Origin of the sequence: Gryllotalpicola ginsengisoli DSM 22003 (assembly GCF_000419445.1) — a bacterium.
GTDB lineage: Bacteria > Actinomycetota > Actinomycetes > Actinomycetales > Microbacteriaceae > Gryllotalpicola > Gryllotalpicola ginsengisoli.
Genome location: NZ_AULK01000002.1, coordinates 350,355 through 370,752, shown reverse-complemented (window position 1 = coordinate 370,752; position 20,398 = coordinate 350,355). Strand labels below are relative to the sequence as shown.

23 protein-coding genes are annotated in these 20,398 nt (G+C 72.7%); 11 read left to right on the top strand and 12 right to left on the bottom strand.

Annotated features, from left to right (window positions below; genetic code table 11):
* Positions 1-146: 146 nt before the first annotated feature.
* From H563_RS0106270 to H563_RS0106255, 4 genes are all read right to left on the bottom strand, one after another.
* Positions 147-482: a DUF6804 family protein gene (locus H563_RS0106270; RefSeq protein ID WP_022881752.1), complete on the bottom strand. Its 336-nt coding sequence runs from the start codon at positions 480-482 to the stop codon at positions 147-149.
* 24 nt (positions 483-506) lie between these two features.
* The gene (locus tag H563_RS0106265; protein ID WP_022881751.1) at positions 507-944 is read right to left on the bottom strand and encodes an RbsD or FucU transport; all 438 of its coding nucleotides are present in this window, start codon (positions 942-944) and stop codon (positions 507-509) included.
* A gap of 117 nt (positions 945-1,061) precedes the next feature.
* Entirely contained in the window at positions 1,062-1,652 is a 591-nt protein-coding gene (locus H563_RS0106260; RefSeq protein WP_022881750.1) for a GDSL-type esterase/lipase family protein, read from the bottom strand.
* 26 nt (positions 1,653-1,678) lie between these two features.
* Positions 1,679-2,527 (bottom strand): LysR substrate-binding domain-containing protein, encoded by an 849-nt coding sequence (locus H563_RS0106255; protein WP_022881749.1) that lies wholly within the window; start codon positions 2,525-2,527, stop codon positions 1,679-1,681.
* Positions 2,528-2,624: 97 nt separating this feature from the next.
* Between H563_RS0106255 and H563_RS0106250 the strand changes: the two genes are divergently transcribed.
* Positions 2,625-3,935: an MFS transporter gene (locus H563_RS0106250; protein WP_027479170.1), complete on the top strand. Its 1,311-nt coding sequence runs from the start codon at positions 2,625-2,627 to the stop codon at positions 3,933-3,935.
* Positions 3,936-3,982: 47 nt separating this feature from the next.
* Positions 3,983-4,936, top strand: a complete 954-nt coding sequence (locus tag H563_RS0106245; RefSeq protein WP_022881747.1) for an ROK family protein — start codon at positions 3,983-3,985, stop codon at positions 4,934-4,936.
* Between the two features lie 33 nt (positions 4,937-4,969).
* On the opposite strand, the gene H563_RS0106240 is transcribed toward H563_RS0106245, so the two are convergent.
* Genes H563_RS0106240 through truB form a run of 4 tightly spaced genes read right to left on the bottom strand, consistent with a single transcriptional unit; the run spans position 4,970 to position 7,760 of the window.
* A complete protein-coding gene (locus H563_RS0106240; RefSeq protein WP_027479169.1) occupies positions 4,970-5,935 on the bottom strand; it encodes a bifunctional riboflavin kinase/FAD synthetase in 966 nt (321 codons plus the stop codon).
* On the bottom strand, positions 5,932-6,390 hold the full coding sequence (locus tag H563_RS0106235) for a hypothetical protein (RefSeq protein WP_022881745.1): 459 nt from the start codon (positions 6,388-6,390) through the stop codon (positions 5,932-5,934). Before H563_RS0106235 ends, H563_RS0106240 begins: the two co-directional genes overlap by 4 nt.
* 33 nt (positions 6,391-6,423) lie before the next feature.
* Positions 6,424-6,792: a hypothetical protein gene (locus tag H563_RS0106230; RefSeq protein WP_022881744.1), complete on the bottom strand. Its 369-nt coding sequence runs from the start codon at positions 6,790-6,792 to the stop codon at positions 6,424-6,426.
* Entirely contained in the window at positions 6,789-7,760 is a 972-nt protein-coding gene (truB, locus tag H563_RS15325; protein WP_051142671.1) for a tRNA pseudouridine(55) synthase TruB, read from the bottom strand. The genes H563_RS0106230 and truB overlap by 4 nt, the downstream gene beginning before the upstream one ends.
* Here truB and H563_RS0106220 point away from each other — a divergent pair.
* The gene (locus H563_RS0106220; RefSeq protein ID WP_022881742.1) at positions 7,759-8,757 is read left to right on the top strand and encodes a ketopantoate reductase family protein; all 999 of its coding nucleotides are present in this window, start codon (positions 7,759-7,761) and stop codon (positions 8,755-8,757) included. The genes truB and H563_RS0106220 overlap by 2 nt on opposite strands.
* On the opposite strand, the gene H563_RS17080 is transcribed toward H563_RS0106220, so the two are convergent.
* Positions 8,741-9,124: a nucleoside/nucleotide kinase family protein gene (locus H563_RS17080; RefSeq protein WP_022881741.1), complete on the bottom strand. Its 384-nt coding sequence runs from the start codon at positions 9,122-9,124 to the stop codon at positions 8,741-8,743. The two genes, H563_RS0106220 and H563_RS17080, sit on opposite strands and share 17 nt — an antisense overlap.
* 212 nt (positions 9,125-9,336) lie before the next feature.
* On the opposite strand from H563_RS17080, the gene H563_RS0106210 reads away from it, so the two are divergent.
* The 8 genes from H563_RS0106210 to H563_RS0106175 are packed head-to-tail and all read left to right on the top strand — an operon-like array spanning position 9,337 to position 16,740.
* Complete coding sequence (locus tag H563_RS0106210; protein WP_022881740.1) at positions 9,337-10,227, top strand: HhH-GPD family protein; 891 nt, start codon at positions 9,337-9,339, stop codon at positions 10,225-10,227.
* Positions 10,228-10,260: 33 nt separating this feature from the next.
* A complete protein-coding gene (locus tag H563_RS0106205) occupies positions 10,261-10,839 on the top strand; it encodes a GNAT family N-acetyltransferase (RefSeq protein ID WP_022881739.1) in 579 nt (192 codons plus the stop codon).
* 9 nt (positions 10,840-10,848) lie between these two features.
* The gene (locus H563_RS0106200; protein WP_022881738.1) at positions 10,849-11,787 is read left to right on the top strand and encodes a J domain-containing protein; all 939 of its coding nucleotides are present in this window, start codon (positions 10,849-10,851) and stop codon (positions 11,785-11,787) included.
* Positions 11,788-11,840: 53 nt separating this feature from the next.
* Entirely contained in the window at positions 11,841-12,824 is a 984-nt protein-coding gene (locus H563_RS0106195; RefSeq protein WP_033209743.1) for a siderophore-interacting protein, read from the top strand.
* Position 12,825: 1 nt separating this feature from the next.
* Positions 12,826-13,830, top strand: coding sequence for a FecCD family ABC transporter permease (locus H563_RS0106190; protein ID WP_022881736.1), 1,005 nt, complete (start codon positions 12,826-12,828; stop codon positions 13,828-13,830).
* Positions 13,827-14,879, top strand: a complete 1,053-nt coding sequence (locus tag H563_RS0106185) for a FecCD family ABC transporter permease (protein WP_022881735.1) — start codon at positions 13,827-13,829, stop codon at positions 14,877-14,879. The genes H563_RS0106190 and H563_RS0106185 overlap by 4 nt, the downstream gene beginning before the upstream one ends.
* On the top strand, positions 14,876-15,712 hold the full coding sequence (locus tag H563_RS15315; RefSeq protein WP_022881734.1) for an ABC transporter ATP-binding protein: 837 nt from the start codon (positions 14,876-14,878) through the stop codon (positions 15,710-15,712). The genes H563_RS0106185 and H563_RS15315 overlap by 4 nt, the downstream gene beginning before the upstream one ends.
* Positions 15,709-16,740 carry an iron-siderophore ABC transporter substrate-binding protein gene (locus tag H563_RS0106175; RefSeq protein WP_022881733.1) on the top strand — a complete coding sequence of 344 codons (1,032 nt, stop codon included), beginning with the start codon at positions 15,709-15,711 and terminating at the stop codon, positions 16,738-16,740. Before H563_RS15315 ends, H563_RS0106175 begins: the two co-directional genes overlap by 4 nt.
* A 98-nt stretch (positions 16,741-16,838) precedes the next feature.
* Here the strand turns inward: H563_RS0106175 and rbfA are convergent, their stop codons facing one another.
* The 3 genes from rbfA to H563_RS17620 form a co-directional block, all read right to left on the bottom strand.
* Entirely contained in the window at positions 16,839-17,285 is a 447-nt protein-coding gene (gene rbfA, locus H563_RS0106170; RefSeq protein WP_022881732.1) for a 30S ribosome-binding factor RbfA, read from the bottom strand.
* Positions 17,285-20,047, bottom strand: coding sequence for a translation initiation factor IF-2 (gene infB / locus H563_RS0106165; protein ID WP_022881731.1), 2,763 nt, complete (start codon positions 20,045-20,047; stop codon positions 17,285-17,287). The genes rbfA and infB overlap by 1 nt, the downstream gene beginning before the upstream one ends.
* 90 nt (positions 20,048-20,137) lie before the next feature.
* A complete protein-coding gene (locus tag H563_RS17620) occupies positions 20,138-20,383 on the bottom strand; it encodes a YlxR family protein (RefSeq protein WP_081416162.1) in 246 nt (81 codons plus the stop codon).
* Positions 20,384-20,398 lie beyond the last annotated feature (15 nt).

Here is a 20,398-nt window from a genome sequence, read left to right as displayed (position 1 = left end):
CGCAGGGACGCTTTCGGCCGATCTGGGACGGGACCCAGGCCGCGGCACGAGCGTGCTGGAGAACCTGCACGGGCCGCGACGGAGCGGGAATCCGTCGCTGTGGGCCAGTTTACAGGAAGATGCGGCACAGGCATCCGCCGCGCCGGTCACGAACCGGGCGTCACCCGCACCAGCACGCCGCACGCGATGAAGCTCGCGGCCGCGGCGATCGACAGACCGCTCAGCACGACGCCCGGCAGGGCGAGCGGGAACACGGGGTTCCACAGCACGACGACGGCCGCCATGACGGCCGCCCACCACCACTGCCGCCCCTGGACGGCGAACCATCCCGTGATGGCGGCGAGGATCGCCACGCTGTAGTCGATCCACACGTAGCCGTCCGTGCCGATCAGCGCGAGGCCCGCCATGGCGACGATCGCGCCGAGGAAGCCGGGCGCGAGGGCCATGCGGACGGGCTGCGGGGCGTTGCTGGGGCGGGGCACCCGGCAACTTTACTTGGCGAAGGCCTAGTCGATCGCCGAGGCGCCCTTGCGCAGCAGGAACGCCGACGGAGCCCCCGCGCAGTGCGAGCGCACCGAGACGGTCGACTGCCCGGCCAGCAGCCGGAAGTCGGTCTCCTCGAGCCGGGACATGGGGACCCGGCGCAGTTCCGCGTCGGCGGCGATGCCGCAGATCGCGAACACGACGTCGGGCAGCTCCTCGCCGTCGGCGACGTCGTCGAGGTAGACGATCGGAGCGCCGGAGCGGTCCAGCGGAAGAACGCTGAGGATCGCGGATGCCGCGGCCTCGGTCGACACTCCGGAGAGGTCGATGACCGGGCACGGTCGAGACGCATCGGAGACGTCGATCTCGCCGGCGGTCAGCGTCAGCCACTGACCAGGCTCCATCTCGTCGAGTGCGGTCAGGAGCGTGCCGGTGAGCAGAGGGTCGAGGTTTTTGAGCACGGGGTTGCCTCTCAGTCGTGCCGTGAATGACTCCCCTCAACCCCGAGGAGACAGTAAGCCGTGCAGCACCCGAGCGCCAACGCCCCCGTGCGGGGGTGGGGCGTGTCGCGGCCCTCGTCAGCGCGTGCTGCGCGGCAGGATGATCGCCCGCGAGGAGGGCGGCTGGCCCCGGAGAGTCTCGAGCGCCGGCTTCAATTCGGACAGCAGCGCCTGGTACCCGGCGGGCGTCAAATGCAGCTCGTCTTCCGTGTACTCGTGCTTCAGCCCGCCATCGTCGGAGGCGAGCACCGGCCACGCGTCGAGGTACTGCGCGCGCACCGTGGAGGCGTACTGGCGCACGTGCGTGTTGACCTCGCGGATGACGTGCGCGTACTCCGGCTGCCGGGGCAGGATGCCGATCACCAGCAGCTGCGCATCCGGCAGCGCCTTGCGCAGCTTGAACAGGATCGTCTCGGTGTTGCGCACGATGTGCTCCACCGGCTGCCGCCAGGCGAAGTCGTTGGTGCCGATCAGCAGCACCACCGTCTGGGGCTGCGCGGCGATCACGTCGTCGAGCCGCTCGAGCAGGTCGTCGGTCGTGTTGCCTCCGACACCGAAGTTGATCACCGACTCGTCGGGCAGCCACGCCTGCCAGTCGCCGCCGGCGGTCAGGCTGTCGCCGACGAACGCCGTCACGCGGGGAGCACCGTCGTCCCGCATCTCGCCCATGCGACCTACGGTACCCGGTCGCCGGTTCAGTGCACGAGCGTGCGGCCCATGATGGCGCTGCTCAGGGCGTCGACGGGTTCCGCGGCGGCGTGCGGGTTGGCGATCAGGGTGAAGTCGATGTCGCCGATCTCGGGCAGGCCCAGGCGGTTCGTGACCTTGACCAGGTCGGCCGGGATGAGCGTGCGGGGGAAGACGGCGACGCCGAGACCCGCGCGCACGGCCGACAGCACCCCGTTCACCTCGCGCGTGTTGCAGGTGATGCGCCAGGTGCGCCCGGCCTTCTCGAGGGCGCCGATCGCCATCTGCCGGCTCATCGACGGGTCCTGGTACGAGACGAGCGGCACCGGCTCATCGGGCGCGAGCTGGATGCCGTCGAGCGCCATCCACACCATCTGGTCGGTGCTGACCCGCACGCCCTCGCCCGCGCCCGGGTTCTGCTTGATGAAGATCAGGTCGAGCTGGCCGGCCGCGAGCCGCCGGTGCAGCGAAGCGGACTGCCCCACCGTGAGTTCGAGATTGATCTGCGGATGCCGCTGCCGGAACTCCCTCAGGATGCGCGGCAGTTGCGTCATCGTGAAGTCATCGGCGGCGCCGAAGCGCAGCCGTCCGCGCATGGCCTTGCCGGAGAAGTACGCGTCCGCCGCCGCGTGCGCGGCGAGGATGCTGCGGGCGAAGCCGGCCATCGCGTCGCCGTTGTCGGTGAGCCGCACCTGGCGGGTGTCGCGGTCGACGAGCACGCGCCCGCACGCGCTCTCGAGCCGGCGCACATGCTGGCTCACGGTCGGCTGGCTGAGCCGCAGCTGCGCGCCGGCGCGGGTGAAGCTGCCGGTCTCGGCGACCGCCAGGAAGGTCTGCAGCAGCACCGGGTCGAACATCGTCGTCCTCGTCCTCCGCCCCGCCCGCGGGGCATTGCCGTTCGTAATGGGAGTTATTGACGCCATTCTAAGGACTTATCGAAACGATACGACTAGCGTGGCATCCGTTGTGAGCGCCGCGAATCCCCCCACCGAGCCCCTGTTGACCCTCGACGAGCGCCCGCGGTGGCGCGACATGTTCGCCTCTCTGCGCGTGCCGAACTACCGCCTCTACGCCACCGGACAGATCGTGGCGACCACCGCGCAGGGCATGCAGCGCATCGCGCAGGACTGGATCGTGCTGCAGCTCTCGGGCAACGTCGCCGACGTCGGCGTCACGGTCGCCCTGCAGTTCGCGCCGATGCTGCTCTTCGGCCTCATCGGCGGCGTCGTCGCCGACCGCTACCCGAAGCGGGTCATCCTGCAGGTCACTCAGTCGGTCACCGCGCTGCTCGCGGCCACCATGTCGGTGCTCATCCTGACCGGATCCATCGAGGTCTGGATGATCTGGATCATCGCCACCCTCGGCGGCTTCGCCACCGTGCTCGACAACCCGGCCCGGCAGTCCTTCGTCTCCGAGGTCGTCGGGCCCGCCCTGTTGCGCAATGCGCTCAGCCTCAACTCCTCGACCTTCCAGCTCGGGGCGCTGATCGGGCCGGCGGTCGGCGGCGTGCTGCTCTCCGCCGTGGGCGGCGGCTGGTCGTTCGCGCTGAACGCCCTCGCCTGCCTCGGCACCGTGTATGCGCTCAGCCGCATGAACCCGGCGCAGCTGATCGCCGCGCCGCCCGCGACGCGCCGCAAGGGCCAGCTGCGCGAGGGCCTGGAGTACGCGGCCCGCAAGGACGAGATCCGCTTCACCCTCGTCGTGCTGTGCGCCGTGTCGCTGTTCATCTACACGATGCCGGTCCTGCTCACCGCCTACGCCGACCACGTCTTCCGCGTCGGCCCGAGCGGCTACGGCATCTTCAACTCGCTGGTCGCGGTGGGCGCGCTCAGCGGCGCGCTGCTGTCCACCCGCCGGCGCGGCGTCAGCCTGCGGCTCGTGATCGTCGGCGGAGCGATCCTCGGCCTGGTGCAGGGCCTCGCCGGCATCGCCCCGCAGATCGTGCCGTTCGCGATCCTCCTGATCGGCGCGGGAATGGCCCAGCTGCTCTACTTCACGGCGTCGAACTCGCTCGTGCAGATGTCGAGCAACATCGCCATCCGCGGCCGGGTGATGGGCGTGTTCGTGCTCATCCAGCTCGGCGGCCAGTCCATCGGCGGACCGATCATGGGTCAGATCGTCGACCGCTTCGGCGCCCACACCGGCATGGTCGTCTCCGGGGCGGTGCCGCTGCTGGTCTCCCTCGTGGCGGGCGCCGTGCTGGTCAAGCGGCGGGGCGGCAGCCTGGTCCGGGTGGCCCGGCGCGCCGTGCATCTCGGCGTGTAGGGGCCGCGGCGCCAGGCATCCGATCGGTCGCCAATAGGCTGGGAAGCATGCCTGAATCCGTCGTGCTCGCCGTCGACTTCGGCGGCACCAAGGTCGAAGCCGCCCTGGTGAACGGGGCGGGCGTTCTGATCCCCGGCTCGCGCAGCCGTCTGGCGACCGGCCGCGAGGCCGAGGTCGCCGCGCTCGAGGCGTCGGTGCGCGGGGTCGTGCGGCATGCGCTCGACATGCTGCGCGCGCGGGGCGATCTCGAGCTGGCCGGCGTGGGCATCGGATGCGCGGGGCCGGTCGACCGCACGGCGGGCACCATCTCCCCCCTCAACGTGCCGTCCTGGCGGGGCTACCCGATGCGGGAGCTGATCGGCGACGCGGTCGCGCGGGCCGGCTTCGACGTGCCGGTCGCGCTCGAGATGGACGGCGTCGCGATCGTGCTGGCCGAGCACTGGGTGGGCGCCGCGCAGGGCGTCGACAACGTGATGGGCATGGTGGTCTCCACCGGCGTCGGCGGTGGCATCATCGCGCACGGCCGGGTGATCACGGGCCGCACCGGCAACGCCGGCCACATCGGGCACGTCGAGGTCGCCGGCATCGTCGGCGAGGACACCTTCGGCAACCGGGAGGTGCTCGAGGCGATCGCGAGCGGCCCGCACACCGTCGCCTATGCGCGGCGGCACGGGTTCGCCGGCGCGACCGGGGAGGAGCTCGCCGCCGCGTACCGCGAGGGCGACCCGGTCGCCGTCGATGCGATGAAGCGCACCGGCCGAGCCGTCGGCAAGGCGATCGCGAGCGCCGCCGCGCTGCTCGACCTCGACGTCGTCGCCATCGGCGGCGGGTTCTCGCAGGCCACGCCGGACCTGTTCGACTTCATCCGCGAGCAGGTGGCCGCGCACCACTTCGAGTTCGTGCGCAAGGTGAAGGTGGTGCCCTCCGGGCTGTCGGGCGAGGGCCCGCTGATCGGCGCCGCGGCGCTGATCTTCAGGAGCGAGCTGCTGCCGCCCAGGTAGGCGCCGCGGGCTCGCGGTCCAGGAAGACGGGGCTCACGCCTCGGGCTGCTCCGGGCGGGAGGCCGCGTCGGCGGCGAGCAGCGCCCGCGCCTCGACCACGTCGCGGCCCATCTGCTCGATCAGCGCGGGCACGCCCTGGAAGGCGACCATGCCGCGGATGCGCGCCACGAAGCTCACCTCGACCTCGTGGTCGTACAGGTCGAGCTCCTCGCCGATGACGTGCGCCTCGACCTGCTTCTGCGGCACGCCCTCGAAGGTCGGGTTGTTGCCGACGGAGATCGCGGCAGGGTGCCGCACTCCCCCGTCGGCGAGCCAGCCCGCGTACACGCCGTCGGCCGGGATCAGCCCCTCCGACTGCGGCGACAGGTTCGCGGTCGGGAAGCCCAGCTCGCGGCCGCGCTTGGCTCCGTGCACGACGACCCCGCGCACGGTCGGCGGGTGGCCGAGCAGACGCTGCGCCTCGGCGATGTCTCCCGCGGCGAGCAGCTCGCGGATGCGGGTGGAGGAGACCCGCTCCCCCGTCTCGCCGACCACGTCGTCGATCAGCTCGACGTCGAATCCGTGCTGGGTGCCGAGCCCGTTCAGCAGCGCGAGGTCGCCCGCGTTGCCCTTGCCGAAGCGGAAGTCGGAGCCGACCAGCACCAGCTTCGCGTGCAGCGCGTTCACGAGGTAGCGCACCACGAAGTCCTCTGCGGCGACGTCGGCGAGCTCGCGGTCGAAGTGCAGCACGAGCGCCGCGTCCACGCCGGTCCCGGCGAGCAGGTCGAGCTTCTGGTCGAGGCTGACCAGCGAGTCGGGGCAGCGCTCGGGGGCGATCACCTCGAGCGGGTTGCGGTCGAAGGTGACCACGGTCGAGACGAGGCCCTGCTCGCGCGATCGCCCGACCAGCCTGCCGAGCACCGCCCGGTGCCCCGAGTGCACGCCGTCGAACTTGCCGATGGCCACGGCGCTCGGCCCGAAGTCGGCCGGCACCTCGATGAGCTCGCGGAAGACCCTCACCGGCGGTGCGCCCTCAGCCACCACATGCCGGCCAGCGGCAGCACGAGCGGCACGAAGAAGTAGCCCTGGCCGAACACCGTCCACACGGTCGCGGTGTCGCCGAAGGCGTTGCCCGAGCCGGGGCCGAGCGCGTCGGGGAGGAACGCGGTGACGCATCCGATCACGATGACGCCGGCGAATTCGATCGAGACGGTGATCCAGGCGATGCGGTACCAGACGCCGCGGTGCACGATCAGCGCGACCGTGGCGAGGATGTAGACGACGGCGGATGCGGCGGAGACGCTGATCGCGACCGGCGCCTTCGAGAAGTGGTCGATGATCTGGTAGACGCTGCGACCGGCCGCCGCGAGCACGAGCACGCCGTACACGGCGACCAGCACCGCCAGGGTGCCCGTGTCGACGATCCTCGGCATGGCGGCCGAGAGTCGCTCGGTGACGGACTTGGTCTCAGACATCGCTTCTCGATTCTAGGGGCGCGGATGCGCGCCTCAGGCGCCCTGCACCCACCAGATGACGCCCATCCGGTACAGCATGACCGCGACGGCGAGGCCGATCACGCCGAGCACGACGACGCTCCATCGGCTGCGCTCGACCAGCGCCCAGGCCATGCCGAGGAACGGCAGCAGGGTGGCCGAGACCAGGTACATCCAGAACTCCAGCAGGCTGCCGGTGGGCGGGTTGCCCGCGAGCGGCGCGACGATCGCGACCACCACCTGCGCCAGCAGCAGCAGGCCGACGAGCGCCATCGCCCCCATGCTGAGGTCGTTCGGCGCCCTGCCGACGATGCCGAGCACGAGGCAGAGCAGGCCCGCGGCGAGGGCGACCGCGATCTGCGCGTACATGAACCACTCGATCACGGCTGCGCCTCCGGCTGCGGGAAACCCGTCTCGACGCGCACGACGCCCGTCTTCGAGACGGAGACGAGGGCGACCAGGCGCCCGTCGGGTGCGATGGCGGCACGGATGCCGGGGCCGCCGGCCTGCGCGAGCGCCAGCTTCTTGCCGTGGCCGAGGTCTACGGCCTGCTGCTCGTCGAGATCGAGCCGGGGCACGAGCCGAGTGGCGGCGTCGGCCGGCGCCAGCAGCACGTCGGCCGGCGCCACCGCCCCGTCGGTGAGCGCCGCGAGCGGCGTCGCCGAGGCCACGTCGAAGGGGCCGACGGCGGTACGGCGCAGGGCGGTCAGGTGGCCGCCGACCCCGAGCGCGGCACCGAGGTCGCGGGCGAGCGCCCGGATGTAGGTGCCCGAGGAGCAGGCGACGCGCACGTCGAGGTCGATCACGCCCTGCTCGGGCAGCCGGCGGATGCTGCGCACCTCGAAGGCGCTCACGGTGACGGGCCGTGCGGCGAGCTCCACCTGCTCGCCGGCGCGGACGCGCGCGTATGCCCGCTCGCCGTCGACCTTGATGGCGCTGACCGAGCTCGGCACCTGGAGGAGGTCGCCGGTCAGCGCGGCGACGGCGCGGGCGAGCTCCGCGTCGGCGAGCGCGGCGACGGCCGAGGCATCCGCTTTGCCCGTCTGCTCGCCCTCGGCGTCGTCGGTGTTCGTCGCCTCGCCGAGCCGGATCGTCGCCTCGTAGACCTTGTCGGCGCCGACCACGTGCGTGAGCAGGCGCGTGGCCATGCCGAGGCCGACGATCAGCAGGCCGGTGGCCATCGGGTCGAGGGTCCCGGCGTGCCCCACCTTCCGGGTGTTCGCCGCGCGCCGCACCCGGGCGACCACATCATGGCTGGTGAGACCCTGCGGCTTGTCGAGCAGCAGGATGCCGTGCGGGGAGGTCACAGGCCCAGGGTAGTGACCGCCGCGAGCCCATAACCTGGGAGGCATGCGCGTGGCAGTGATCGGAGCCGGGGCCGTCGGCGGCACCATCGCCTCGCTGCTGGATCGGGCCGGGCACGAGGTCGAGGTGACCGCGCGCGGGGCGACGCTCGCGGCGATCCGGGAGCACGGGCTGCGCCTCGACGGGGCCTGGGGCGAGCACACGGCGCGCCTCGCGGCGTCCGAGACGCTCACGCGAACCCCCGAGCTCGCGTTCCTGACCACCAAGGCGCAGGACGCGGAGGCGGCGCTCACCGCCAGCGCCGAGCACCTGCGCGGGACGCCGCTCGTCGTGGTGCAGAACGGGCTCGAGGGGCTCGACACGGTGCACCGGGTTCTGCCCGGCGTCGAGGCGTTCGGCGCGCTCGCCCTGTACGCCGCGCAGAACGTCGAGCCGGGCCGGGTGACCGTCACCGCCGCCGGAACGACCGTCGTCGACCGGTCGCGCGAGGCGACCGCGCTGCTCGCCTCGGTGATGCCGGCCCGGGTCACCGACCGGTTCCGCGGCGCGCAGTGGACCAAGCTCGTGATCAACATGGTCAACGGCACCCCGGCCGCCACGGGACTGTCGGTGCAGCAGACCGTCGCCGACCCGCTGCTGCGACCGGTCGTGACGGGGCTGATCCGCGAGGCGGCGCGGGCGGGGCTCGCGCACGGCGTGCGCTTCGACGCCATCCAGGGGCTCAGCCACCCGGTCGTACGGCTGGTCGCGGTCGCGCCGCCGTGGGCGGCCGCGCTGGTGCCGCGGCTGATGGCGCGGCGCATGGGCGAGGTGCCGAACCTGGGGTCGACCCTGCAGAGCATCCGTCGCGGCCGGCGCACCGAGATCGACTACCTGAACGGCGCCGTCGTCGCGCAATCCGCAGAGGTGGGGCTCGCGGCGCCCGTGAACGCCGCGATCACGGATGGCGTGCATGAGGTCGAGCGCTCGGGGCGCTTCTTCACGCCGGCCGAATTGTCCGCGCTCGTCGCGGCACGCGTGGCCCGGGTCAGCAGGAGTCGCTGAGGATGCGCTTCGGCGCCTTCGGGTCGCTCGTGTCCACGACGGCGGAGGCGGAGAAGAACGGCGAGGCGTCGGCCAGGTACTGCTCGTCGGCCTGAGCGCCCTGCGCGTCGACGTAGACGGTGTAATGCCAGATGCCCTTCAGGCCGCCCAGCAGGTAGGCGCCGTCGACGAGGAGCACGGCGTCGGCCGGCGCGGTCTTCCACTCGCTGATGACGGGCTGGTCGCGCTCGGCGTCGAACGCGGCGGTCTGGAAGCCCGTGCTGCCGCCCATCCGCCAGGGGTCGATCAGCACCCGCCGGAAGGTGATCTCGTCGTACGCGCGCTCCCCCGCGCCGCGGTCGGCGCGCGGTTTCAGGAAGTCGCGCATCGAGGCGCGGAAGGCCGGCGTGCCGGCCTCGGCGAATACGGCGGCGAGGTCGTCGGCGACGGCGTCGGCGCCCGAGCCGGGGAAGCCGTCGACGCCGATGATGCGGCGACCGCGCGGGTAGTTTCCGGCGATCTCGTCGCGCAGGCCGCGCAGGAACTAGATGCGCGGAGTCGACACGAGCTGCATGGCCGCCAGCCTACGCTGGAGGGGTGATGCCCGCCCCCGTCTCCGCCGGCCCCGAGGCGCTGGCCGAGCGGGTGAACGGCTGGTTCCGCGAGCATGCGCGCGAGCTGCCCTGGCGCGAGAGCGGATGCTCCCCCTGGGGCATCCTCGTCAGCGAGTTCATGCTGCAGCAGACCCCCGTCGCCCGGGTGCTGCCGCAGTGGCGGGCGTGGCTCGAGCGCTGGCCGCGCCCCGCGGACCTCGCGGCGGTGCCGCCCGGCGAGGCGGTGCGCGCGTGGAACCGGCTCGGCTACCCGCGGCGCGCGCTGTGGCTGCACGCCTGCGCGGTGGCGATCACGGAGATGCACGGCGGTGAGGTGCCGCGCGACGTGGACACGCTGCTGGCTCTGCCGGGCGTCGGCCCGTACACGGCGCGCGCCGTCGCCGCCTTCGCCTACGGGGTGCGGGTGCCCGTCGTCGACACCAATGTGCGCAGGGTCATCGCCCGCGCCGTCAACGGCCACGCCGAGCCCGGTCCGCCGTCCACCGCGCGCGACCTCGCCGCGATGGAGGCGCTGCTGCCGGAGCATCCGCTCGACGCGCGCGTGTTCAACGCCGCCGCGATGGAGCTCGGCGCCGTGGCCTGCACAGCCCGCGCCCCGCGCTGCGTGGACTGCCCGATCGCCGACGCGTGCGCGTGGCGGGCGGCGGGCTACCCGGCCTACGACGGGCCGCGCCGGCCGGTGCAGAAGAAGTACGAGGGCAGCGACCGGCACGTGCGCGGCCTCATCCTGCGCGAGCTGCGTGCGGCGCACGCGCCCGTGACGGATGCCGGGCTCGAGCCGCTCTGGGACGACCGGCGGCAGCTCGCCCGGGCCCTCGACGGGCTCATCGCCGACGGCCTGGCGGTGCGGGAGGGCGACGGCTACGCGCTGCCGTGACCGGATGTCGGCGGCAGACGCTACTGTCGCCGCATGACGGTCGAGGTGGTGCCGGCGACGGCCGAGCGCTTCGAAGATCTGGCGACGATCATCGGGCCGAGCACGCCCGGCGGCGACGCGTGCTGGTGCCTGTCGTGCCGGCTCACCTCGAGTGAGAACTCGCGGCTCGTCGGCCCTCAGCGGGAGGAGAAGGTGCGAGAGCTCACCCGGCAGCCGGTCGTCCCCGGTCTGCTCGCCTACGTCGACGGCGAGGTCGCGGGCTGGGTCAACACCGGCCCGCGCGCGGCGATCGGGCGGCTGCAGCGCTCGCGCACGATCCTGCCCGTCGACGACGTGCCGGTGTGGTGCGTGCTGTGCTTCGTCGTGCGCAAGGGCTTCACGGGGCGCGGGCTCACCCGCGAGCTGCTGCGAGGCGCCACGGAGTTCGCCCGGGCGCACAGCGCGCCGGCCATCGAGGGCTATCCGATCGACCCGGCCGGGGGTTGGGTGAGCAGCGCGTTCCTGTACGTCGGCACGGCCTCCACCTTCGCCGCAGAGGGGTTCGAAGTGATCGGCTCCACACTCGCCACGAGCGGCCGCCTGCCCCGGCTCGTGATGCGGAAGCGGCTGTAGCCTGACGGGATGCCCGACTCCCCGCTCTCCGCCTCGCCGTACGCGGTGCTCGGGGTCGACGCCGGTGCGAGCGACGACGAGCTGAAGCGCGCCTACCGGCGCCGGCTGCGCGAGACGCACCCGGACACCGGCGGCTCGGCCGAGGAGTTCCGCGCCGTGCAGGAGGCGTGGGAGCGCATCCGCACCCCCGAGGCGCGGGCGGCGTTCGACCGGGGCGGCCCGAGCTACGCCCGAGGCGCCGACGACGGCGATTTCGTCGCCTCGGCGGCGGGCCGCGGCGCGGAGCGGCGCGACACCCGTCCCCGGGCGCGCAGCTACGGGCATCCCGGCGGATGGCGCCGGGAGCGGTACCTCGCCCTGATGCGCGAGTGGGCGGGCCGAGGCGTCGAGCTGCCCGACCCGTACGACCCTGCGCTGGTGCGCAGCGCGCCGTACGAGATCCGCCACACGCTGGCCGACGCGCTCGCCGAGGAGGCGACGGCCAGGCAGCTCGCCGAGCTCGGCATCGGCTACACCGTGTGGCACGACGTGCTCGCCGTCGACGGCATGAGCAAGATCGACCACATCGTGCTCGGGCCGACCGGGCTCTTCGCCGTGCAGTCGGAGGACTACGGCGGCCCGGTGACGGTGCGCCGGGGCGAGCTCGTTGCAGCCGCCGACGGCGTGCAACTGGACGGCGAGCCGCTGCACGACCTCGGCGTCCGGGCCCGCCACCTGGGCCGCGCGCTCGGCGTGAAGTTCGCCGGCGCGATCGTCGTGCTGCCCGACGACGCGCTCGAGCAGCCGGTCGTCGAGGCGGGCCGCAGCCGCGGCATCGCACTCCTGGCGGTGCAGCACTCGGTGCTCGGCCACCTGCTGCGTACCGGGGTTCCGGGGGCGCCCCGGGCGCAGGGCGTCGACCTGTTCGAGGTGCGCACGCGGCTGCAGCAGGGGCTGCGCTTCATCTGACAATCTGCGGATCCGACTTGCGCAGGACCCGTCCGCGTCAGAGGATTTAGGTAATGCTTACCTTACCGACCGCCCCCGATCGCGTGCGGGCCGAGCGCCCCGCCTATCGGCCGTACCGCGTGGCGGTGCGTGCGGTCGCCGAGCTCTCACCGACCTTCCGCCGCGTCACCTTCACCGGCGACGAGCTCGACGTGTTCGGCAGCGCGTGCCTCGATCAGCGGATCAAGGTGATCTTCCCGCACGAGGCCGACGACGCTCCCCGCGGCTTCGACCACCTCGGCGTCTTCGACCCCGACTGCATCGCGCAGGGCGCCTGGTACGACCGGTGGCGCGCCCTGCCGGAGGAGCTGCGCAACCCCTTCCGCACCTACACGGTGCGGGCCGTGCGCCAGCAGCAGCGCGAGATCGACGTCGACTTCGCCCTGCACGGCGACGCGGGCCCGGCCAGCCGTTGGGCGAACCGCGCCCGACCCGGCGACGAACTCGTGGTCGTCGGGCCCGACGACCTTTCCGCCGGCCGGCTCGTCGGCATCGACTGGCGCCCCGGCGGCTGCGGCGAGCTGCTCCTCGTCGGTGACGAGACCGCCGTTCCCGCGGTCTGCGGCATCCTCGAGTCGCTCGGCGACGAGGTGCGGGCCACCGCGTTCCTCGAGGTGCCGGAGCCGGGCGACGTGCTCGACGTGCGGCTCGCCCCCGGGCACGAACTCACCTGGTTGCCGCGCGGCGGCCGCGAGCGCGGCGCAGAGCTGGTCGAGCAGGTGCGGGGGTGGGTCGCCGAGCACCGGCACATCGTGACGCCGGATGCCGCCGCGGCGGTACGCCCGGGCGCATCCGTCGCGCTCGACGAGTCGGACGTCGAGGCCGGCCTGGTGTGGGACGCCCCGGACGGCGCCCACGACGGCTTCTACGCCTGGATCGCCGGCGAGACCTCCACCGTCGTGACGCTGCGCCGCCACCTGGTGCGCGAGGTCGGCGTGGACCGCAGCCGTGTCGCCTTCATGGGGTATTGGCGCCGCGGCCGAGCGGAGCTCTCCTGACGTGGCCGCCGGCAGGCCGGCCGCGGTGCTCGCGGGCGGGGTGATCGCGCTCGCCGTGCTCGTGCTGCTGAGCCTCGGCCTCGGGGCGCAGCCGCTGTCGCCGGCGGCCGTGCTGCACGCCGTCGTGCACCCGCACGGCACCGACGAGGCCGAGCGCATCGTGAACGGCCTCCGGCTGCCGCGCACCCTCGTGGGACTCGTCGCCGGCTCCGCCCTCGGCATGGCGGGCGCGGTCATGCAGGGCGTGACCCGCAATCCGCTGGCCGACCCCGGGCTGCTCGGCGTGAACGCCGGCGCGTCGCTTGCGGTCATCGTCGCGATCACGCTCTTCGGCGTCACCTCTCCCGCGGGCTACGTCTGGTTCGCCCTGGCCGGCGCCGCCGTCGCGGCCGCACTGGTCTACCTGGTCGGCACGACCGGGGCGGGCGGGGCGACCCCCGTGAAGCTCGCACTGGCCGGCGCCGCGCTCACCGCCGGCCTCACCTCGGTCGTCACGCTCGTGCTGCTGTCGCACAGCGACGTGTTCCAGCAGTTCCGGTTCTGGCAGGTCGGCTCGCTCACCGGCCGCGGGCTCTCCGCCGTGGGGCTGGCCGCGCCGTTCGCCGCCGTCGGCGCGGCGCTCGCCCTCGTCGGGGCCCGCTCGCTGAACATCCTGGGCCTCGGCGACGACGTCGCCCGCGGCCTCGGCCAGAACGTGCGCCTGGCGCGCGGCGTGTGCGCCCTCGCCGTCGTGCTGCTCGCCGGAGCCGCCACCTCGATCGCGGGGCCGATCGTGTTCGTCGGGCTCGTCGCCGCGCACGCCGCACGCCGGGCCGCGGGCGCCGACTACCGCTGGATCGTCGTGCTGTCGGCCGTGGTCGGCCCCGCACTGCTCATCGCCGCCGACGTCGTGGGCCGCTTCGTCGCACCGCCCGGTGAGCTCGAGGCCGGCATCGTCGTCGCGATCATCGGGGCGCCCGTCATGATCGCGCTGGTGCGCCGCCCGCGCCTGCAGGTGGCCGCATGAGCGCGACCACGATCACGGATGCCGCGGCCGAGCCCGCCGCGGCCGTGCGGCGCGCCCTCGCCGCGGCCCGCCGCCGGCACCTGCTCGTGCTCGCCGCCCTGGCGGCCGCCGTCGTGCTGGTCGCCGCCGTGACCCTCTCCGTGGGCGACGTCGGGATCTCCCCGGCCCGGCTCGCCGCGACCCTCGTCGGCCAGGGCGACCCGCTGGAGAACCTGGTCGTGTTCACGCTGCGGCTGCCGCGCTGGGTCACCGGGGCGCTCGTGGGGCTCGCGCTGGCGCTGGCCGGCTCGCTGTTCCAGAGCACGCTGCGCAACCCGCTGGCGAGCCCCGACGTGATCGGGGTCTCGGGCGGGGCGAGCCTCGCCGCCGTCGCCGCCATGCTGGTGTTCCATGCCACCGGTCCCGCGGTGCCGATCGCGGCCTTCTGCGGCGCCGCGGTCGTCGCGGCGGTGATCGGCCTGCTCTCCTGGCGGGAGGGCTTCGCCGGGCAGCGCTTCGTGCTGATCGGCATCGCGGTCGCGTTCCTCGTCAACGGCGGGCTCGGCTACCTGTTCACCCGCGCCGACGTGCGCGATGCGCAGCAGGCCCTCGTGTGGACGGTCGGCAGCGTGAACGATCCCAGCTGGGCTGAGACCGGGCTGCTCGCCGCCGTGCTCGTCGTGCTCGTGCCGCTCGCCTTCTGGCTGGCCCGGCCGCTCTCCGTGCTCGCGCTGGGCGACGATGCCGCGCACGGGCTGGGGGTGCGGCCGGCCCGGACGACGATCGGCGCGATCGCGGTGGGCGTGGCCCTGGCCGCTTCGGCCACGGCGGTCGCGGGTCCCGTCGCATTCGTGGCGTTCGTCAGCGCGCCGGTGGCGCGGCGCCTGGTCGGTGCGGGCGGGCTGCAGCCGGCGGCATCCGCTCTCACCGGCGTCGTGCTCGTCACCGCCGCCGACGCGATCGCCGCGCACCTCGGCGACTTCCAGGCGCCGGTCGGCCTCGTCACCGGCGTGATCGGCGCGCCGTACCTGCTCTGGCTTCTCACCCGCACGGAAGGAGCGTCCGCGTGAGCGACATCCTCTCCCCCGCCGCGCCGCGCACCGTCGCCGCGCAGGGGCTCAGCCTCGCCTACGACGGCCGCGTCGTCGTGCCCGGGCTCGACCTGGAGCTCGCCACCGGCCGGATCACGGCCATCGTCGGCGCCAACGGCTCGGGCAAGTCGACGCTGCTGCGCGGTCTCGCCCGGCTGCTCAAGCCGCAGGCGGGCGTCGTCACCCTCGACGGCGAGGACGTGCGCGGCATCCCCGGGCGCAGGCTCGCCCGCATGCTGGGCATCCTGCCGCAGGAGCCGGTGGCGCCCGACGGCATCACCGTCGCCGACCTGGTGATGCGCGGCCGGCATCCGCACCAGGGCGTGTTCGGCGTGCGCGACCGCGCCGACGACGCCGTCGTCGCGGAGGCGCTGCGGCTCACCGACGCGCTCGAACTCGCCGGAATGCGTGTCGCGGAGCTCTCCGGCGGTCAGCGCCAGCGGGTGTGGATCGCCATGGCGCTCGCGCAGAACCCCGACGTGCTGCTGCTCGACGAGCCGACCACGTTCCTCGACATCGCGCACCAGGTCGACGTGCTCGACCTGCTGGCCGACCTGAACGCCCGGCTCGGCACCACCGTCGTGATGGTGCTGCACGATCTCAATCTCGCCGCCAGGTACGCCGACGAGCTCGTCGTGATGTCCGGCGGGCGGCTGCTCGCCTCCGGCTCCCCCGCGGCGGTGATCACCGAGCCCCTCCTCGCGGAGGCGTTCGGGCTCACCGCCCGCGTGATCGCAGACCCGGTGACGGGATCGCCCCTCGTGGTGCCGATCACGCACCGGCGCACCTTCGAACGAAAGGAAGACAGATGACCACACGGGCGCGCCTCCTCGGCGCCGCCGCTGCCCTGGTGGCCGCGGCCCTCGCCCTCGCCGGCTGCTCCTCGAGCGGGGGCACCTCGCCCTCCGCCGGGTCGAGCGACCAATCGAGCACCTCCTCATCGGCGGTGACGATCAAGGACGCCTTCGGCGAGACGACGATCAAGGAGAAGCCGAAGCGCGTGGTCACGCTCGGCTGGGGCTCCACCGACGCGGCCATCGCGCTCGGCGTAGACCCGGTCGCGATGCCGTTCCAGCAGTACGCGGGCGACAAGAACGGCGTGCTGCCGTGGATCAAGGATGCCATCGAGGAGAAGGGCATGAAGATGCCCACGGTGCTGCCGAACACCACCGACGACCCGCCCTATGAGGCGATCGCGGCGGCCAAGCCCGACCTGATCCTCGCCCCGTACTCCGGGCTCACCGCGAAGCAGGACCGCCTGCTGAAGGCCATCGCGCCCACCGTCGCGTACCCCGACCAGCCGTGGGCGACGCCGTGGAAGGACATCATCACGATCTCCGGCAAGGCGCTGTTCGAGCCCGACAAGGCCGAGCAGGTCATCGACGAGATCGACGACAAGATCACGAAGGCGGCCGAGGAGCACCCCGAGTTCCAGGGCAAGACGATCGCCGAGGTGTGGGACTCCTCCGACACCTTCTACGTGTACAAGAAGGAGGACCCGCGGGTGCAGTTCGCGCTCGACCTCGGCTTCACCTCGGCCCCCAGCGTCGAGGAGCTCGCGAACGGCGACCAGAGCTTCTACTACACGCTCAGCCATGAGAAGGTCGATCAGCTCACGAGCGACGTGCTGGTCTCCTACGCCGACACGGATGCTGCGCAGCAGCAGTTCCTCACCTCGAGCTGGGGCTCGGGAATGCAGCAGGTGAAGAAGGGCGCCGTCGCGAAGCTGACCGGCCCGGCCTTCATCTCCGCCGTCTCCCCGCCCACCGCGCTGTCGCTGTCGTGGGGCCTCGACGACTACGTCAAGGCGCTATCGGCGGCGGCGAAGGCGGCCGGGTAGCCGCACGCCTCCGGACGGTTCTGGACGTCACGGAGACACGAAAGCGCCCCGGAGCCTGGAGCTCCGGGGCGCTTTCCTTCACGCATCCGTCGTCGACGTCAGTCGTCGTCCTCGTCCTCGTCGTCCTCGCGCGGCGTGAGGTACGGGTCGGGGTCGCCCGCGTACCGGGCCGACGACGCCAGCGCCGCCACCTCGGAGTCGCGCGCGGCGGCCTGCTTGAGCAGCTCGTCGATGTGCGCGGCGTTCTCGGGGATCGCGTCGGCGATGAACTCGAGGGTCGGGGTCAGGCGCGCCGTGATGTTGCGCCCGACCTCGCTGCGCAGCATGCCGGTCGCGGACTTCAGTGCGGCGGCCGAGGCGCGGCGCTCCTCCTCCGTGCCGTACACGGTGTAGAAGACGCTCGCGTGCTGCAGGTCGCCGGTCACCCGCACGTCGGTGATCGTCACGAAGCCGAGCCGGGGATCGCGGATCCCCTTCTCGAGCCGCTGCGCGACGATCACCTTGATGCGGTCGGCCAGCTTCCGCGCGCGTTCCGGATCAGCCATCAGACCCTCGGCTTCTCCCGCAGCTCGATCGTCTCGATCTCGTCGCCGACCTGGATGTCGTTGAACTTGCCGAGCCCGATACCGGCTTCGAAGTCCGCGCGCACCTCGGTGACGTCGTCCTTGAAGCGGCGCAGCGACTCGATGGCGAGGTTGTCGCCGACCACGACGCCGTCGCGGATGACCCGCGCCTTGGCGTTGCGGGTGATGGTCCCGCTGCGCACGTAGACGCCGGCGATGTTGCCGAACTTGGAGGAACGGAACACCTCGCGGATCTCGGCCAGACCCGACTGGACCTCTTCGAACTCGGGCTTGAGCATGCCCTTGAGCGAGTTCTCGATGTCCTCGATCGCGTTGTAGATGACCGAGTAGAAGCGGATGTCCACGCCCTCGCGGGCCGCACGCTCGCGCGCCTTGACGTCGGGCCGCACATTGAAGCCGACGATGATCGCGTTGTCGATCGTGGCGAGGTCCACATCCGACTCGGTGATCGCGCCGACGCCGCGGTGCAGGATGCGCAGCTGGACCGAATCGTCCACCTCGATCTTGAGCAGCGACTCCTCGAGCGCCTCGACGGCACCGGAGACGTCACCCTTGATGATGAGGTTGAGCGACTCGACCTTGCCCTCTTCGAGAGCACGGGTGAAGTCCTCGAGGCTGATGCGCTTGCGGGCGCGGGCCAGCTGGGCGTTGCGCTCGGCCGCCTCGCGCTTCTCGGCGATCTGACGGGCCGTGCGGTCGTCCTCGGTCACGATGAACGTGTCGCCGGCGCGGGGCACGGTCGACAGACCCTGCACCTGCACGGGGCGCGAGGGCAGCGCCTCCTCGACGGTGTCGCCGTTCTCGTCGAGCATGGCGCGCACGCGGCCGTAGGCCGTGCCCGCCACGATCGAGTCTCCGACGTGCAGCGTTCCGGACTGGATGAGCACGGTGGCCACCGCGCCGCGGCCCTTGTCGAGCTTCGCCTCGATCGCGACACCGCGCGCCGCCTTGTTCGGGTTCGCGCGCAGGTCGAGACCGGCGTCGGCGGTGAGCAGCACCGCGTCGAGCAGATCGGTCAGGCCGATCTTCTCCCGGGCGGACACGTCGACGAACATGGTGTCGCCGCCGTACTCCTCCGCCACGAGGCCGAACTCGGTGAGCTGCTGGCGCACCTTCGCCGGGTTGGCGTCGGGCTTGTCGATCTTGTTGACCGCCACCACGATCGGCACGTTCGCCGCCTGCATATGGTTCAGCGCCTCGATCGTCTGCGGCATGATGCCGTCGTCCGCCGCGACCACGAGGATCGCGATGTCGCTGACCTGAGCACCGCGGGCACGCATGGCGGTGAACGCCTCGTGACCCGGGGTGTCGATGAAGGTGATGGCGCGGTCGACGCCCTCGTGCTCCGTGCGCACCTGGTACGCACCGATGTGCTGCGTGATGCCGCCGGCCTCGCCCGCGATGACGTTCGTCTCGCGGATCGCGTCGAGCAGTCGCGTCTTACCGTGATCGACGTGGCCGACGACCGTGACCACCGGGGGCCGGGGCAGCAGGTCCTCGTCGGACTCGTCCTCGAGCTCCTGGTCGAGGTCGATGTCGAAGCCCTCGAGGAGCTCCTTGTCCTCGTCCTCGGGCGAGACGATCTGGATCTTGTAGCCCAGCTCGTCGCCGAGCACCTCGAAGGTGGCCTCGTCGAGCGACTCGGTCGCCGTGGCCATCTCACCGAGGTGGAACAGCACGGTCACCAGGTCGCCAGGGCTCGCGTCGATCTTGTCGGCGAAGTCGCTGATCGACGCGCCGCGACGCAGACGGATGACGGTGTTGCCGTCGCCGCGCGGAACCTTGACGCCGCCGATCGACGGCGCCTCCCGCATCTCGAACTCTTGCCGCTTCGTGCGCTTCGACTTGCGGGCCTTGCTCTTGCCGCCGCCGCGACCGAACGCGCCGGCCGTGCCGCCGCCGGGGCCGCGGCCGCGGCCGCCGCCTCCACCGGGGCGCGGGCCGCCGAAGCCGCCGCCGGGCCGCTGGAAGCCGCCGCCCGCGCCGCCACCGCCGCCGGGGCGCTGGAAGCCGCCGGGCCGGTTGCCGCCGCCGCCGGCGCCCTGCCGCTGGAAGCCCTGCCCGGGACGCGCGCCGCCGGGGCGCGGAGCACCGGGGCGGGGCGCGCCGGGGCGCGGAGCACCCGGGCGAGGAGCCTGCGGGCGCGGGATGTTGCCCGGATTCGGGCGCTGGCCCATCCCCTGCTGCGAGGAGAACGGGTTGTTGCCCGGGCGGGGCGTGCCCGCCGGGCGCTGACCCATCCCCTGCTGGGACGAGAAGGGGTTGTTGCCGGGGCGCGGGGTGCCCTGGGGGCGGGGCGCCTGCGGGCGGGGCGCCGAGGTCTGCGCGGAGCCGCCGCGGGAGTCATCCGCCGCCGCCGGCTGGCCGCCCGACTGCTGCGGGCGCGAGGCGGCCGGCTTCTCCGGCTTCTGCTGCGTGGGGGTCTCGGGTGCCGTCGTCGGCTGTGCCGCCTCGGCGGCGGGTGCCGGGGCCGGGCGCGGGGCCGCGGGCTTGGCCGGGCCGGGCTTGGCGGCCGGCTTGGCCGACTCGTTCGCGGCCGTCTTGGTGACGAGAGCCGGGTTCGACGCGACGTGCGCCTTCAGCTTGCGCACCGCGGGCGGCTCGATCGTCGATGAAGGACCCTTGACGAACTCCTTCAGTTCGTCATTGAGGATCTTGACCGCTTCCTTGCTGTCGATACCCAGCTCGGATGCGATCTCGTGTACGCGTGGTTTTGCAGCCACATCTCTCCTGTTCCGAGGCCCGCCCTCGGATCAGGGCAGGCGCTAGTGGTGGACGGGTCTCATTTCGAGCCGCTCATCAGTTGTTGTCCATCAGCCGTTCAGCCTGTTCTCTATCTGCTGCGTGTCCAGCACGCCCGGCACCCGCAGTGCGCGGCCGAATGCCTTGCGCTGCAGAGCCTTCTGCATACATTGCGTGGTCGGGTGGAGCCACGCGCCCCTGCCCGGAAGTGCGGCGGATTCATCCACCACGACTTGGGATCCTTGGGCGACGACCCTCAGAAGAGAGGACCGGGGAGCGCGAGAACGGCACCCGATGCACGTTCTGACGGGTTCCATTCTAGACCCCTGACC